Annotated in this window: 9 protein-coding genes; all 9 read left to right on the top strand. The window is 38.2% G+C overall.

What is annotated here, in order from left to right:
• The first annotated feature begins 22 nt into the window (after window positions 1-22).
• The 9 genes from pepF to IGK01_RS12225 all read left to right on the top strand — a co-directional run bounded on the left by pepF (window position 23) and on the right by IGK01_RS12225 (window position 13,757).
• Window positions 23-1,834: an oligoendopeptidase F gene (pepF, locus tag IGK01_RS12265; protein WP_438840793.1), complete on the top strand. Its 1,812-nt coding sequence runs from the start codon at window positions 23-25 to the stop codon at window positions 1,832-1,834.
• Window positions 1,835-2,809: 975 nt separating this feature from the next.
• Window positions 2,810-4,585 (top strand): group II intron reverse transcriptase/maturase, encoded by a 1,776-nt coding sequence (gene ltrA / locus IGK01_RS12260; RefSeq protein WP_438840792.1) that lies wholly within the window; start codon window positions 2,810-2,812, stop codon window positions 4,583-4,585.
• A gap of 486 nt (window positions 4,586-5,071) precedes the next feature.
• On the top strand, window positions 5,072-6,103 hold the full coding sequence (locus IGK01_RS12255) for a zinc-binding dehydrogenase (protein WP_023520418.1): 1,032 nt from the start codon (window positions 5,072-5,074) through the stop codon (window positions 6,101-6,103).
• A 356-nt stretch (window positions 6,104-6,459) separates the two neighbouring features.
• Window positions 6,460-7,932: a ribosomal protection-like ABC-F family protein gene (gene abc-f / locus IGK01_RS12250; protein WP_010734246.1), complete on the top strand. Its 1,473-nt coding sequence runs from the start codon at window positions 6,460-6,462 to the stop codon at window positions 7,930-7,932.
• 294 nt (window positions 7,933-8,226) lie between these two features.
• Window positions 8,227-10,266 carry a BglG family transcription antiterminator gene (locus IGK01_RS12245; RefSeq protein ID WP_438840791.1) on the top strand — a complete coding sequence of 680 codons (2,040 nt, stop codon included), beginning with the start codon at window positions 8,227-8,229 and terminating at the stop codon, window positions 10,264-10,266.
• Window positions 10,263-10,544 carry a PTS sugar transporter subunit IIB gene (locus tag IGK01_RS12240; RefSeq protein ID WP_010734248.1) on the top strand — a complete coding sequence of 94 codons (282 nt, stop codon included), beginning with the start codon at window positions 10,263-10,265 and terminating at the stop codon, window positions 10,542-10,544. The genes IGK01_RS12245 and IGK01_RS12240 overlap by 4 nt, the downstream gene beginning before the upstream one ends.
• A gap of 27 nt (window positions 10,545-10,571) precedes the next feature.
• Window positions 10,572-11,936, top strand: a complete 1,365-nt coding sequence (locus IGK01_RS12235) for a PTS ascorbate transporter subunit IIC (RefSeq protein ID WP_010734249.1) — start codon at window positions 10,572-10,574, stop codon at window positions 11,934-11,936.
• A 12-nt stretch (window positions 11,937-11,948) separates the two neighbouring features.
• Window positions 11,949-12,806, top strand: a complete 858-nt coding sequence (locus IGK01_RS12230; RefSeq protein WP_010734250.1) for a transketolase — start codon at window positions 11,949-11,951, stop codon at window positions 12,804-12,806.
• A gap of 3 nt (window positions 12,807-12,809) precedes the next feature.
• On the top strand, window positions 12,810-13,757 hold the full coding sequence (locus tag IGK01_RS12225; RefSeq protein ID WP_023520416.1) for a transketolase family protein: 948 nt from the start codon (window positions 12,810-12,812) through the stop codon (window positions 13,755-13,757).
• The last annotated feature ends 777 nt before the right edge of the window (window positions 13,758-14,534 follow it).

Here is a 14,534-nt window from a genome sequence, read left to right as displayed (position 1 = left end):
ATGAACAAAAGGAGTGGAACAGATGAGCGAAACAACGAAGTTACCAAATAGAGAAGATTTGCCTGAAAAATTGACATGGGACCTAACACCAATCTTTTCAAGCGATCAAGAATTTGATAAAAAGTACGAAGAATTGACTGAAGAATTAAAAAATTCTGAGCATTATAAAGGAACATTAGGTAATGGAGCAACAGCATTTTTGGAGGCGCTTGAATTTGTCTTAACAATGTATCGTAAAGTTGAGCTTATTTATGTCTATTCCCATTTAAAAAATGACCAAGATACGACAAATACGACATATCAAGCATTGTATGCTCGTGCTGGAAGTTTACTTTCAAAAGTGAGTGAAGCAATTGCTTGGTATGAGCCAGAAGTATTGCAACTTTCTGATGAGCAAATTTGGCAATATTTTGAAGAAGAACCAAAATTAGAAGTTTATCGTCATTATGTCAAACAAATGGTTGATAACCGCGCACACATCTTGTCAGCAGATCAGGAAGCATTACTTGCTGGAGCCGGAGAAATCTTTGGTGCTTCAAGTGGTACATTTGCAGTATTGAATAATGCTGATTTAGAGTTCCCAACAATCACTGGCGAGAATGGTGAAAAGATCCAATTATCGCATGGTGTATATGGTCAATTATTAGAAAGTACCAATCGTGAAGTACGTGAAGCGGCGTTCAAAGGACTATACAGCGTATATGCACAATTTAGAAACACTTTTGCTTCCACACTTGGGACGCATATCAAAGGGCACAACTTCAAAGCCAAAGCACGTCGATACGCTTCTGCCAGAGAAGCTGCACTAAGCAATAACCATATTCCTGAAAGTGTGTATGATACTTTAGTTACTGTTGTGAACAAACATTTGCCGTTATTGCATCGATATATGGAACTACGGAAACGACTATTAAACGTAGATACATTGCATATGTATGATCTGTATACGCCAGTATTAGGTGAAGCACCAATCAAATTTACGTATGAAGAAGCAGTAGAAAAAGCCATTGAATCACTTGCGCCAATGGGAGAAGAATATCTGGCTGTCGTAAAAGAAGCATTTTCAAACCGTTGGATCGATGTAGTCGAGAATAAAGGGAAACGCAGTGGCGCTTATTCTTCTGGTAGTTATGATACCAACCCTTACATTCTGATGAACTGGCATGATACGTTGGATCAACTGTTCACCTTGGTCCATGAAATGGGACATAGTGTCCACAGCTATTTCACACGTTCGAACCAACCTTTCGTCTATGGTGATTATTCAATCTTTTTAGCCGAGATCGCGTCAACAACAAATGAAAATATTTTGACCGAACATTTATTAGCGACCGAAGAAGATCCTCGGGTTCGTGCCTATGTCTTGAATCATTATTTAGATGGTTTTAAAGGAACAATTTTCCGTCAAACACAATTTGCAGAGTTTGAACACTTCATGCATCAAGAAGATGCAAAAGGAACACCTTTGACGAGTGAGTACCTAAGTGAAAGCTATGGCGAATTAAATGCTAAGTATTATGGTCCAGCTGTTGAAAAAGATCCAGAAATCAAAGATGAATGGGCGCGTATCCCACATTTCTACTATAATTATTATGTCTATCAATACTCAACAGGATTTTCTGCTGCATCTGCTTTAGCGAAGAAAATCTGGGAGAAAGAACCAGGCGCATTAGATGCTTACCTAACGTATCTAAAAGCAGGAAACAGCGATTATCCAGTAGAAGTAATGAAGAAAGCTGGTGTGGACATGACCCAAGTAGCTTATATTGAAGATGCAATGGCCGTGTTTGAACAACGATTAAATGAATTAGAAGCATTAGTGGAAGAATTATAGAAATCATGTGTTGAGTGATCTATTGATTGGATCTTTCTAGGTCCGTTCTGATCCTGCCAAAAACCGGAAAAGTGTGTGAGTTTCTCGCTCAACACTTTTCCGGTTTTTACTGTTAAAAATAACATGAGAATTTAAAAATTAAGGTTTGGATTTTCGGTTTATAGTATACTGACAGGGATAGTAAAGTTGATGCGGTGGCTAACCTTAAGAAAAGAGGTGATGCCTAGTGTGACATGTTTCCCTATAAGTGTATAAGCATGAAATGGGAGAATTATCTAAAAGATAATTACAACTAATTAACCGAGAATGGGAATGAAAGCCGTCATGTTGAGCTGAAACCATTCACTTGATACTCCTACGTGCGTTGAGTTGTAGTAGCAACTTAGGGTGCGAAGCTAGGTAAAGTCGGCTGAGAACTATCCTAACAGGTCAAGCTGAGGAAATGCGAACCAGAGGTGGTCGAGTAGTGATAGGTCGGAGTGCTATAAAGTATCTAGGGTGAGAATGTTCAAAATAGAACTGACGAACTTGCGAATGTAAGGGTCTACATCACCAATATTCAGAAATGAATATATTCGATTACGAAGGTTATCTATCGAAAAGTAAGATTTAGGCGTATGAAATTCGAGATATCCAACAATGAGGATATACAGTTAACAGGCTCAAAGTGAGCACCTAAGGTTATATGCATAGCTAGGTTAATTGGAACATGGAAAGCAAAAGACACTCATATAACGGCTACTAACGGAATTGTTGATATAAGGTTCTACGAACCGAAATTCATTTACTTTTGTGAGAGTAGGGACACAGTACCGTTGAAACGTATAATAAACGTGGAGGGATAGTCCCAAGTCATATAATTACATTTAACTGCTTCATAAATGAAACTTACAAGGTCGAGTAAGACGGTGGGACAAATACCAAAGGAGGTAACCACCAGTAAGTACAGCTATACGATATGCGGAATACTATGGTATGCAAGATACTTTCGATGAACTTTATAAAAGAAGCCAAGAAGGTAATACGAAGGGGATAGATTTATACTCCATTATTACTTCTAGAGAAAATATCTTACTAGCATATAGAACAATAAAGTCGAATACAGGGGCAAAAACTTGTGGCACTGATGGGCTAACAATCGATAATTACAAGTATGAAAATGAAGGGAAATTTATCGAAGAGATACGAAATAATTTTAATAACTATAAACCTAATTCAGTCCGCAGAATATGGATTCCTAAATCTAATGGTAAGAAAAGACCATTAGGCATACCAACCATGAAGGATAGGTTAATACAACAATGTATTAAACAGGTATTAGAACCTATATGCGAGGCGAAATTTTACGCTCACTCATATGGTTTTAGACCAAATAGAAGTACACATGATGCAATGGCTAGAAGTATGTTCTTTATTAATATAGGTAAATTACACCATATAGTAGATATTGATATACAAGGATTCTTTGATAATGTTAACCACTCAAAACTCTTGAAGCAAATGTATAACATTGGTATACAGGATAAACGAATATTAGCGATAATATACAGAATGTTAAAAGCGCCTATTAAAGGGGAGGGTATACCTGCGAAGGGCACACCACAAGGAGGTATTCTATCACCACTATTATCCAACATTGTTTTGAATGACTTAGATTGGTGGATAGCTAACCAATGGGAAGAAATGAAAACAAGACACACCTATGCACAAAAAGGCGGAAAAGTACAAGCTCTAAAAAGGACTTCTAAATTGAAACAAATGTATATCGTAAGATATGCAGACGATTTCAAAGTCTTCACCAACTCCCACAAATCAGCAATTCGTATCTACCACGCAGTCAGAGGTTATCTCAAAGACAGATTGAACCTTGATATATCACCCGAAAAATCTACGATTACTAATCTGAGAAGAAATAAGTCGGAGTTTTTAGGATTCTCTCTTAAAGCAGTTAAAAAGAGAAGTAGATATGTTGCCAACACATCTGTATCCTACAAAAAGAAAAAGACAATCCAGGAAAAGTTAAGACAACATATTATCAATATACAAAAATCTCCGACTTACGAAAGTATTGTTAAATACAACTCATACATCTTAGGGATACAAAATTATTACCGAATTACAACTCATGTAAATACAGACTTCAGAGAAATTGCCTATCGTCTTAATAAGACTATATTCAATCGTCTAAAAACTACTGGCAAGCGGGGTGTCCCCAGAAACCAGAGTATCACCTACAAGAAATACTTCAAAAATAACTATCGTACATTCGAGATTCAAAAAGTAAACCTCTACCCTATTGCTGACATAAAAACTCAAAATGCCCTGAACTTTACTCAAGAGAAATGCAACTATACTGCCAAAGGCAGGAAATTATTAGAACATGAATATCTTGATAATATGATTAATAAGGAAATCAATGCCCTGATGTATTCCACCACTGAATACAATAGCATGGAATACATGGATAATCGCATCTCCAAATACTCCATGCAAAAGGGGTGTTGCGCTATCACAGGTGAATTTCTCCTTGCAGAAAGGGTTCATTGTCATCACGTTCTTCCGAGAAACCTTGGTGGAACGGATGAATATAAAAACTTAGTAATAGTGTCCAAAGAAGTGCATAGATTAATTCATGCAACAACTAACATGACGATTAAATGGTATGTAGATAATCTTCAACTGGATGGAAAACAATTGAAGAAGATAAATACATATCGTAAGAAATGTAATTTAGAAGCGATTAAAGAATAGTTATTTGATGGAACGCCATGTGAGGGGAAACTCTCATGCATGGTGTGGTGTGGGGGAAAAGTTGGAGATAACTACAAAGACTTACCTATCACAATTGTTGATCTGTGGCTTTCTCCTAGAAAGGAATAAGCATGTCTGTGTTTGAGGCATTGATGTTTGCATTGTCGTTTGCATTGTCGTTTGCAACATTGGTCTTGATCGTCAGCGACAAAGACAACAAAAAATAACCGCTCCTTAAACTTTGGCGAGTTTAACGGTTATTTTCTGTAACTAACCAAGCTAGCCACCAGTAAAACGGTGCTATCTGAAGAGAGGGTTGTTGATACAACGCTCTCTTTTCAGAGTTATGATACCATAACGAGTATATAAAAGCGAGTTCATTTTCTTCCGGCTTATTGGAAAAAGACTGGCTATAATTGTTTTTATTTGACTTGGAGTTGACTCAAGGGGATATACTAGAAGCAATTAATCTAAGGAGTGGAAGCTATGAAAGCAACAGTATTTTTAGAGCCAGGGAAAATGGCTATCAAAGAAATGCCTAAGCCAGAATTGAATCAAGAGAACGAAGCAATCATTCGTGTGGTACGTGCAAGTGTATGTGGTTCTGATTTATGGTGGTATCGTGGTATCTCTAAAAAAGAAGCAGGATCTGCTGCGGGACATGAAGCGATTGGTATCGTAGAAGAAGTAGCAGAAGATGTTACAAACGTTGAACCGGGTGATTTTGTTATTGTGCCTTTTACCCATGGTTGTGGGGAATGTGAGGCCTGTTTAGCTGGGTTTGATGGTGATTGTTTATCAGATACTTCAGGTTCAACAGGGTATCAGGCAGAGTATATTCGCTATCGCAATGCGAATTGGGGGTTAGTAAAAATCCCTGGTAAACCAGAAGATTATTCCGATGATATGTTAAATTCTTTTGTTACGTTGGCAGATGTTATGGCAACGGGCTATCATGCAGCAGTGAGTGCTGAGGTGAAAGAAGGAGATACAGTTGTTGTGATCGGAGATGGAGCTGTAGGGTTATGTGGAGTCATTGGAGCAAAATTGTTAGGCGCATCAAAAATCATTGCGATGAGTCGACATGAAGACCGTCAACAGCTAGCTTTGACATTTGGAGCAACGGATATCATTGCGGCTCGTGGAGAAGAAGCAATCGCTGAGGTCATGAAATTAACAGGTGCCGGCGCAGATGCAGTGTTAGAATGTGTAGGGACACAACAAGCAGTTGAAACGGCTGTAAAAGTAGGCCGACCAGGTGCGGTTGTTGGACGTGTTGGCGTCCCTCACGTAGATGAGTTGGATACGAACGCTTTGTTTTATCGTAATATCGGTTTACGTGGAGGGATTGCGGCTGTGACGACTCACGACCGAGCTGCACTATTAGAAGCAGTCTTATCAAATAAAATCGAACCAGGTAAAGTCTTTACGCAACAATTCGAGTTAGATCAAGTTCAAGCTGCTTATGAGGCAATGGATGAACGAAAAGCAATCAAATCACTGTTGGTCATCACATAGTTCTTGAGTTTGAATAGATCAGAGGTCAAGAAGCAATGCTACCATCTAATTACTCAATATAGTATCTTTCATTAACCTTGAAACCGTTTGTCAAACGGTTTCAATCATGATAAAATAAATGTAATTAGAGAAAAGGAGCGATGTGCCATGTGGTTGTTTTATTTGGATCAAGTATTTTTAAACAATTAATTGAATCGTTTAAAAATAACTTGTAAATGACAATTCACGGGAACTTTGCTTTTTTTCTATGCTTTTTTAGTATGGACAAAATTCTTGAAGAAGCAGTCTTTCACAGGCTGCTTCTTTTTTGTGTTTCCGTTAGAAGGATGTTCATTTGCACAAAAGGAGTGCAAACAATGGAAGCATTAGCAATGCTATTAAAAGAGATTGAGATTACGTATAACGGAAAAGAAGTATTAACAATCAATGAGCAAGCGATTTATGAGAATGCGCGGATCGGTATCGTCGGAGATAATGGTAGCGGGAAATCGACGTTACTTAAATTATTAGCTGGAGAAATCCTACCAGAAAAAGGAAGAGTAGATCGAAGGATTGATTTTAAATATTTTGCACAGATCGATACCGTTGGTCAGCATCTAGTCGAAGAAATCGATTTTGAGTTACTCAGCCGTTTCCGAGTTCCCAATCAAATGGCTCACTTTAGTGGTGGTGAAGAAACGAAATATCGTTTGGCACAAGTATTATCTACGTACACGACAGGTTTGTTGTTAGATGAACCAACCACTCATTTAGATCAACGAAGCGTGCAAATGTTGATTGAAGAACTTCGGTATTATTATGGAACCTTAGTTTTTGTTAGCCATGATCGCTTATTTCTCAATGAATTAGCTGACAAAATATGGGAAGTATCGGGACATACGATCAAAGAATATACAGGGAATTATGATGATTATGTAAAGCAAAAAGAACAAGAAGTAATTGCTCAAGAAAGAGCGCATGATGACTATTTGAGAGAACGTAAAAAATTAGAAAATAGCATGATCAAAAAAGAGCAACAAGCCAAAAAAATGGCACAATCTTCCAATCAAAAAAGCAGAAGTAATAAAAACAGTCGGAAACCTGATCGTTTGTCAGGAACAAAACAAAAAGAAAGTGGTCAAAAAGGGATAATGAAAGCGGCGAAGTCAATGGAGAAACGTTTAGAAAAATTAACGGAAGTCGCAAGAGTACAAAAAAAGCATCCGATTGATTTCCCGCAGTCAGAAACAACTGTTTTACACAATAAGTTCCCAGTCGTAGGTGAATCAGTGACGATCCATTATGATGAAAAAATCCTGCTTGATGAAGTTAACTTTGCCTTCGCACTAGGGAAAAATATCGCGATTATTGGATCGAATGGCAGTGGGAAATCTAGTTTATTACGACACATCTTACAGCAAAAAAATGGAGTGAAGCTTAGTCCCAAAGTTACTTTTGCTGTCTATGAGCAAAGGGATTATCACTATGTTGAGGATCTGACCGTCCTACAGTATTTGATGCGTCAGACCGAATATCCAGAAAGTTTGATCCGAAGTATGCTACACCATTTAAGCTTTTCACCGGAGGCTATCCAACAATCAGTTTGTTCGTTAAGTGGAGGAGAAGCTACACGGCTGTCACTAGCAACCTTGTTTGCTAAGCCTTCCAACGTATTGATTCTAGATGAACCGACTAATTTTATTGATCTGCGGACAATGAATGCGCTAGAGTATTTTTTGAAACAATATCATGGAACTGTTTTGTTTACCTCGCATGACCCTTATTTTGTTCAACAAGTGGCAGATCAAGTCTATGAAATAAAGGATCGAAAACTGATTCGACGAGATTGAATCAGCGTAAAACGAGCTTGCTATTGTTGCTAAGTGAGAGTTAAAGGGAGTGCCAAAATAGGCAACTGAATAAGCAGTGAAATCCGGAAATCGTTTTTCCTATTTTGGGATTTCGCTGTTTCTTTTTGCAAGATTTTTTTCTGGTGACTTACTTTTTTTATTTTAATTTTAATACACGGCTGCGTCGTTGACTCTGTTCGGTCCATCAAAATGGAAAAAGCACGAGTCAAATTGGGCTGAAGTGTGATAGCGTTTCCAGTAAAAAGTCATTATAGTTGAAATGGGGGGACGGGAATGATCAATTACCGCTTGAGTTATCTGTTTGAGGAAACGAACAGACAAAAATTGATAAGACTGACGAACTTGGAGGAAGAGACTCTAAAAATAGAATTAACAAAAATCAATCATTTTTGTGAAAAAAAGCTAGGGCAAAAAATAAATATCTCTGGAGAGGAGATACTGGTTCCAGAGGCGATTCGACGACGATGGTCTGAAGTCCTCTTCGAAGTGTCAAAACAGGAACTATATTTTTCTGAAGAGGAAAGACAAGCCTTGATCTATCTTCTTGCTTTTTCGATGGTTGATGACTTATCTGTTTATTATTTTCAAGAATTATTCAATGTAAGTAAGAATACAGTTTTAAAAGATGTCAGAAATTTAAGAATGAAACTCCAAGAGGAAGACATTCGACTGATTTATTCGAGAAAAAAAGGCTTCTACATAGATGGCGCTGAACTTGATGTTCGCCGCGTAGCTTATTCAACTGTGGGAGTACTAACAGACACCAAGAACGGCCACTGGTTACTTTTTGAAGGGATCTATGGCATTTCTAGAACGAATTATGTTGTGGTGAGAGACCGCCTGCTTCGTATTTTAGAGGAATTTGATTTAATCATCGTTCCTAGTCGTTTTGAGGAAATGTTGTATTTTATTAGTTTTTTATTGTCACGGATCACAAAAAAAGCAGTTTTTCTAACTGAAAAAGATAAAGAGATGCTGACCTCTTTGAATGTCTATCAAGCAAGCAAAAAATTTTTAACAGATTTTGGTCAAATCAAAAATCAAGTAGAAGAAGAATGCTATTTGACTGTGCTGTTAAAAACTGTTTTACAAGGCGATATCGAGGATCACTCTGTAGAATTTTTATTGGAATGTGCAAGAGAGGTCATCCATGAGATGGAACGTTTATCCGCTGTCCGGTTTGTTGACTATCGGAAATTATTGATGAATTTCTTTTATCATCTTGTTCCCGCTTATTTTCGTATCCGCTATCGATTCACATTGAATAATGTGTTGATCGATGAAATCAAAACCCAATATCGAGAATTATTTGAATTGACTCGTTTAGCGCTTTATCCACTCAAACAATTAGTTGGCGAGATTCCGGATACAGAAATTGGTTATTTTACGATTTTATTTGGTGGAGAGATCAGAAAACAAAAGGAGCGACATCATTACCAACGATTAAAGGCGATGATCGTCTGCCCGAGTGGCATCAGCTCTGGCTTGATCATGGAATCGGAATTACAAGAGCTATTTCCACAAATCGAATTTTTGCCAGCACGATCAACAGAAGAATATCAGATGCTTCGTTTTTCGGAAGACATTGATATGGTGTTTTCCAGTGTCCCACTAAAAACACCGGTGACCAGTTATGTTGTGAAACCCATCATGACTCCTTTAGAAAAAAATGAATTAGTTAAAAAGGTCCAACAAGCATTTTATGTTTCAGAAAGAGGTGTGCATTCGATCGAAGAAATTTTGGAAGTGATTTTTCCATATATTGATTTGAAAGAGGGAATGACAAAGAGGAAACTGCGACAGATCGTCGAGAGAAAAATAAACAAAGAATTGAACAGAAGGGAAGATCAACGGCCGATGTTATCAGAATTATTAACAAAAGAAACCATACAATTTACGGACAAACAACTGACATGGCAAGAAGCCATCACCGAGGCAGCTCAGCCTTTGTTAACGACCAATAAAATCGAAGAAAAGTATGTGGGGGCGATGATCGAAAAGGTCATGGAACATGGGCCCTTTATCCATATCGGAAAAGGAATTGCTTTGCCTCATGCACGACCAGAAGATGGAGTGAAAGAAATTGGGATGTCATTACTGAAGGTAACTGATCCAGTCTTATTGAGCGACGATGAAAAGCATCCCATCCAATTATTTATCTGTTTAGCAGCAGTGGACAACGAGATGCACTTGAAAGCTTTAGCTAGCTTGACGAAAATTTTGTCGAATAAAGAACGTTTAGCGTCATTACTCGAAGCGAAAGATGTAGAAGAAATCATCCATGTAATCAAAGAAGGGGAAGATGAAAAATGAAATTTGCAGCAGTATGTGGTTCAGGATTAGGATCCAGTTTTATGGTGGAGATGAATATCAATTCAGTATTAAATGATCTAGGGGTAAGTGGAGTGGAAGTTGCTCATTACGATCTAGGAAGTGCAGCACCAGAATTAGCAGATGTCTTTTTTATCGGTAGAGATTTAGCAGATAGCGCACAACATTTAGGTGAAATCGTCGTGTTGGAGAGTATCATCGATCTAGATGAATTGAAAGAAAAAGTAGCGGAGACATGTAGACAAAAAGGATTACTATAAAAAATTTTTTTGGGGGAGGAAAAATAAATGAATAGTATTTTAGATCTATTGATCGATATTGCGAGTACACCAGCAATCTTAGTGGCATTGATTGCTGTATTGGGGAATATGTTGCAGAAAAAAGATGTGGCAACGACTGTTAAAGGCGGAATCAAGACCTTTGTAGGATTTCTGGTTGTGACAGCTGGTGCAGGGGTCATAGAAAGTTCGTTGGCGCCATTTGGAGAAATGTTTCAAGTCGCATTCAATATGCAAGGAGTTGTTCCTAATAACGAAGCGATAGTAGCGTTAGCTCTAACTACCTATGGAACATATACAGCACTTATTATGTTAGCGGGGATGGCATTCAATATTTTGATTGCGAGAATCACTCGGTACAAATACATTTATTTGACAGGGCATGCAACGTTATACATGGCATGTATGATTGCAGTCATTTTAAGTGTAACAGGAATGAGTACGTTTAGTCTGATTTTATTCGGTGGGTTAGCGCTAGGCATCTGTAATACGATTTTTCCAGCAATCGCACAACCGTTTACACGTCAAATCACAAAAAATGACTCTGTAGCTTTAGGTCATACAGGGAACTTTGGCTACGCATTGAGTGGCTTGATCGGTAAATATGTTGGAAATAAAGAAAAATCAACAGAAGACATCAATTTTCCTAAAGGGTTAGCTTTTTTACGTGACTCAACAGTAAGTATCACGATTACGATGGCAATCGTCTATGTGATCGTTGCGTTGTTTGCCGGAAGTGACTATATTACTACCACATTGAGCGATGGCACGAATTATATTATTTATGCGTTACAACAAGCGGGTTCATTTGCCGCAGGTGTTTTTGTGATCTTAGCCGGTGTACGTTTGATTTTAGCTGAAATCGTTCCTGCATTTAAAGGAATTTCTGAAAAATTAGTACCGAATTCGATTCCAGCGTTGGATTGTCCAATCGTGTTCCCTTATGCACCAAATGCCGTATTGATTGGCTTTTTAACAAGTTTTGTTGGTGGATTAGTTAGTTTAGTGATTATGGTCTTTACCGGGACAACAGTGATCATTCCTGGCGTAGTTCCTCATTTCTTCTGTGGCGCGACAGCCGGTGTTTATGGAAATGCCACTGGGGGCGTACGTGGCGCGGTCATCGGTTCCTTTATCCACGGGATCATCATTAGTTTCATGCCGATCTTGTTGATGCCAGTAATGGGCGATCTCGGGTTCCAAGGTTCGACTTTCTCAGATACAGATTATGGTGTTTCAGGAATCTTTTTAGGAAACTTAGCAAATATGGGCGGACAAATTGCAGTTATTTCTGGTGTGGTCGCTGTGCTTGCTGTTTTGATCGGTTTGACACTTTTAAAGAAAAGTAAAAAATCAGATACAGTCGCAGAGTAAGGGGGGATCATTTTGACCATCAAGGAAGAGCAGCTAAAAGAACTGGAATTATTAGCAACTAAAATACGATTAGATACATTAATCAGTATCAAACATATGGGGCAAGGGCATTTAGGTGGTTCATTTTCGATCGTTGAGTTGTTAGCCGTCTTATACGGTAAGCAGATGAAGGTCGATCCTAAAAATCCACAATGGGAAGAACGCGATCGGTTGGTCTTATCTAAAGGACACGCAGGAGCTGGGTTATACAGTGCTTTAGCAAATGTTGGTTATTTTGACAAAGAATGGTTACTGACGATCAATGAAGGTGGAACAAGACTGCCTTCTCATCCGGATCGCCAAAAAACACCTGGTGTTGATGCAACTACGGGTTCTTTAGGTCAAGGGACTTCAATAGCTGCGGGGATCGCTACAGGTTTTAAGCAGGCTAACAAAGACAACTATGTGTACTTGATCGTGGGAGATGGAGAGTTGAATGAAGGCCAGTGTTGGGAAGCATTCCAATATATCGCTCATTTTAAATTAAATCATTGTATCGTGATCATCGATGATAATAAAAAGCAATTAGATGGAGAAACAAAGGACATCCTTGACCCGTTCGATTTACAGAAAAAAATGGAAGCATTCGGTTTCTATACCTTAAAAGTAAAAGGTTCCGATATACAAGCGATTGATGCTGCAATCAACAAATGTAAAGAAGTGACTGATCAAGCAGTTTGTCTTGTACTTGATAGCGTGAAGGGACAAGGGGTTCCATATTTTGAAACTTTAGGCGCGAATCATTCCGTAAAATTCAATACGGAACAAGTCAATCAAGCAGCAGATCAAGCAATCCGAACATTAGAAGAAAAAATCGAGAGGATGCGATAAGGGATGTTCCATTTAACTAAATCGACAGCGATCGAAAAAGAATTACGAACTTGTGTCGTGGAAACCATCAATGAATTGATGGAAAAAGACGAGAAAGTCATTGCGTTAGATGCTGATCTAGGATCTGCAAGTGGTTGGACAGCGATTGGAAAGGAACACCCTGACCGCTTTATCAATATGGGAATTGCCGAAGCCAATATGGTTGGCGTCGCAGCAGGATTAAGTTTAACGGGGTACACACCATTTATCCATACTTTTGGTCCATTTGCGACACGCCGGGTATTTGATCAACTGTTTATTTCAGGTGGCTACGGCGGGAATACCATCAATATTTATGGTTCAGATCCGGGATTTGCTGCAGGGCACAATGGGGGAACTCATACGACTTGGGAGGACGTGGCCTTAATGAAAGCCATCCCTCATTCCGTAGTATGTGATGCGGCAGATGACGTACAAATGGCATGGATCATCAAAGAATTTCATCAAATGTCAGGAATCCATTATGTACGAGGAAATCGTAAAGGCGTCACGCCTGTTTATGAGAAAGGTTCAACATTTGTATTAGGCAAAGGAAATGTTTTGCGTAAAGGGACGGATTATCTGCTGATTGCAACAGGGCAACTCGTTTCTGAAACATTGCAAGTAGCCGAACAATTGATGGAAGAAGGAATCAGCTGTGAAGTGATCGATATGTTTACCATCAAACCGATTGATCGAGAGTTGATCCTCAGTGAAGCAATTGGTAAGAAAAAAATCGTAACCATTGAGAATCACTCGATTACTGGCGGTTTAGGTAGTTCAGTCGCTGAAGTTCTTGCAGAAGAAGGGATTGGCGTTCCTCTGAAACGAATCGGTGTCAATGAACGTTTTGGTCAAGTTGGCACACCAGATTTCTTGCAACAAGAATTTGGGTTGGATGTTGCGGGGATCAAAAAGCAGATGATGGAATAAGTCAGCGTATTGACTACGATTATTTGATAGCGAAAAGGAGTAATGAGAGGGTAACCCTTTTTTACTCCTTTTTTGAGTGGGTGATCTATTAGTAGTACAATGGATTTTTATAGGATAAATATGTTGTCTTATGTTATAAATGTGAGGAGATGAAGAATGTTGATTAACGAATTAGGAGATGATATATGAATGTCTACAGCTTTTCTAATTAGAAAGAAACATGTACATATTTTTTATGATTTGTTATTTAAAGATAAAATGGATTTCTAGTTAGAGCAAAGAAATTTTTATTGATCGATTATGGAAACAAAAAGAGAAATCCGATCAATAAACACTAGATGGAGGAACAGAAATTGTCGAAATCAATAAAAAATATCCTTATAGTAGGAGTAGGTGTGGCTATGTATTTATTTACTGCATATGTCTATCGCCATGTGAGCGTGTTTGCAGAGCCTTTGGATCAAATTGTATCAATCGGATTCTACCATTGTTCAAGGGTTTTCTAATTTGATGATCTTCCTATTATTTACTCCTGCACTGAGAATCATTAGTCTTCTTATCTGCTTGGTTTTACTAGTTGTTGTCAATAAAAAAAGAAAGAAGGATCAGTCTGCTGTTTAAGGAAATTAGTCCGGCAGTGTGTATCATTTATAATTTAACAGAAATAATTAGAGAATTGTAGGTGTTTCAAGTAACCGATGATTCTCTTTTTTATACAGTTGAAAAACAATATATTTTTATGTTTAATAATAAAAATAAAAAACATGAAAAAATTCA

The organism is Enterococcus sp. AZ080 (genome assembly GCF_051714945.1).
GTDB classification, from domain to species: Bacteria; Bacillota; Bacilli; order Lactobacillales; family Enterococcaceae; genus Enterococcus_B; species Enterococcus_B pernyi.
Note: the sequence above shows the minus strand (reverse complement) of the source record. Positions and strands in the feature narration are given on the sequence as shown.

What these genes read in the sequence shown, in the direction of transcription:
- pepF (WP_438840793.1), top strand. Translation starts at nt 23, where the DNA reads ATGAGCGAAACAACGAAGTTACCAAATAGAGAAGATTTGCCTGAAAAA.
- ltrA (WP_438840792.1), top strand. Translation starts at nt 2,810, where the DNA reads ATGCAAGATACTTTCGATGAACTTTATAAAAGAAGCCAAGAAGGTAAT.
- IGK01_RS12255 (WP_023520418.1), top strand. Translation starts at nt 5,072, where the DNA reads ATGAAAGCAACAGTATTTTTAGAGCCAGGGAAAATGGCTATCAAAGAA.
- abc-f (WP_010734246.1), top strand. Translation starts at nt 6,460, where the DNA reads ATGGAAGCATTAGCAATGCTATTAAAAGAGATTGAGATTACGTATAAC.
- IGK01_RS12245 (WP_438840791.1), top strand. Translation starts at nt 8,227, where the DNA reads ATGATCAATTACCGCTTGAGTTATCTGTTTGAGGAAACGAACAGACAA.
- IGK01_RS12240 (WP_010734248.1), top strand. Translation starts at nt 10,263, where the DNA reads ATGAAATTTGCAGCAGTATGTGGTTCAGGATTAGGATCCAGTTTTATG.
- IGK01_RS12235 (WP_010734249.1), top strand. Translation starts at nt 10,572, where the DNA reads ATGAATAGTATTTTAGATCTATTGATCGATATTGCGAGTACACCAGCA.
- IGK01_RS12225 (WP_023520416.1), top strand. Translation starts at nt 12,810, where the DNA reads ATGTTCCATTTAACTAAATCGACAGCGATCGAAAAAGAATTACGAACT.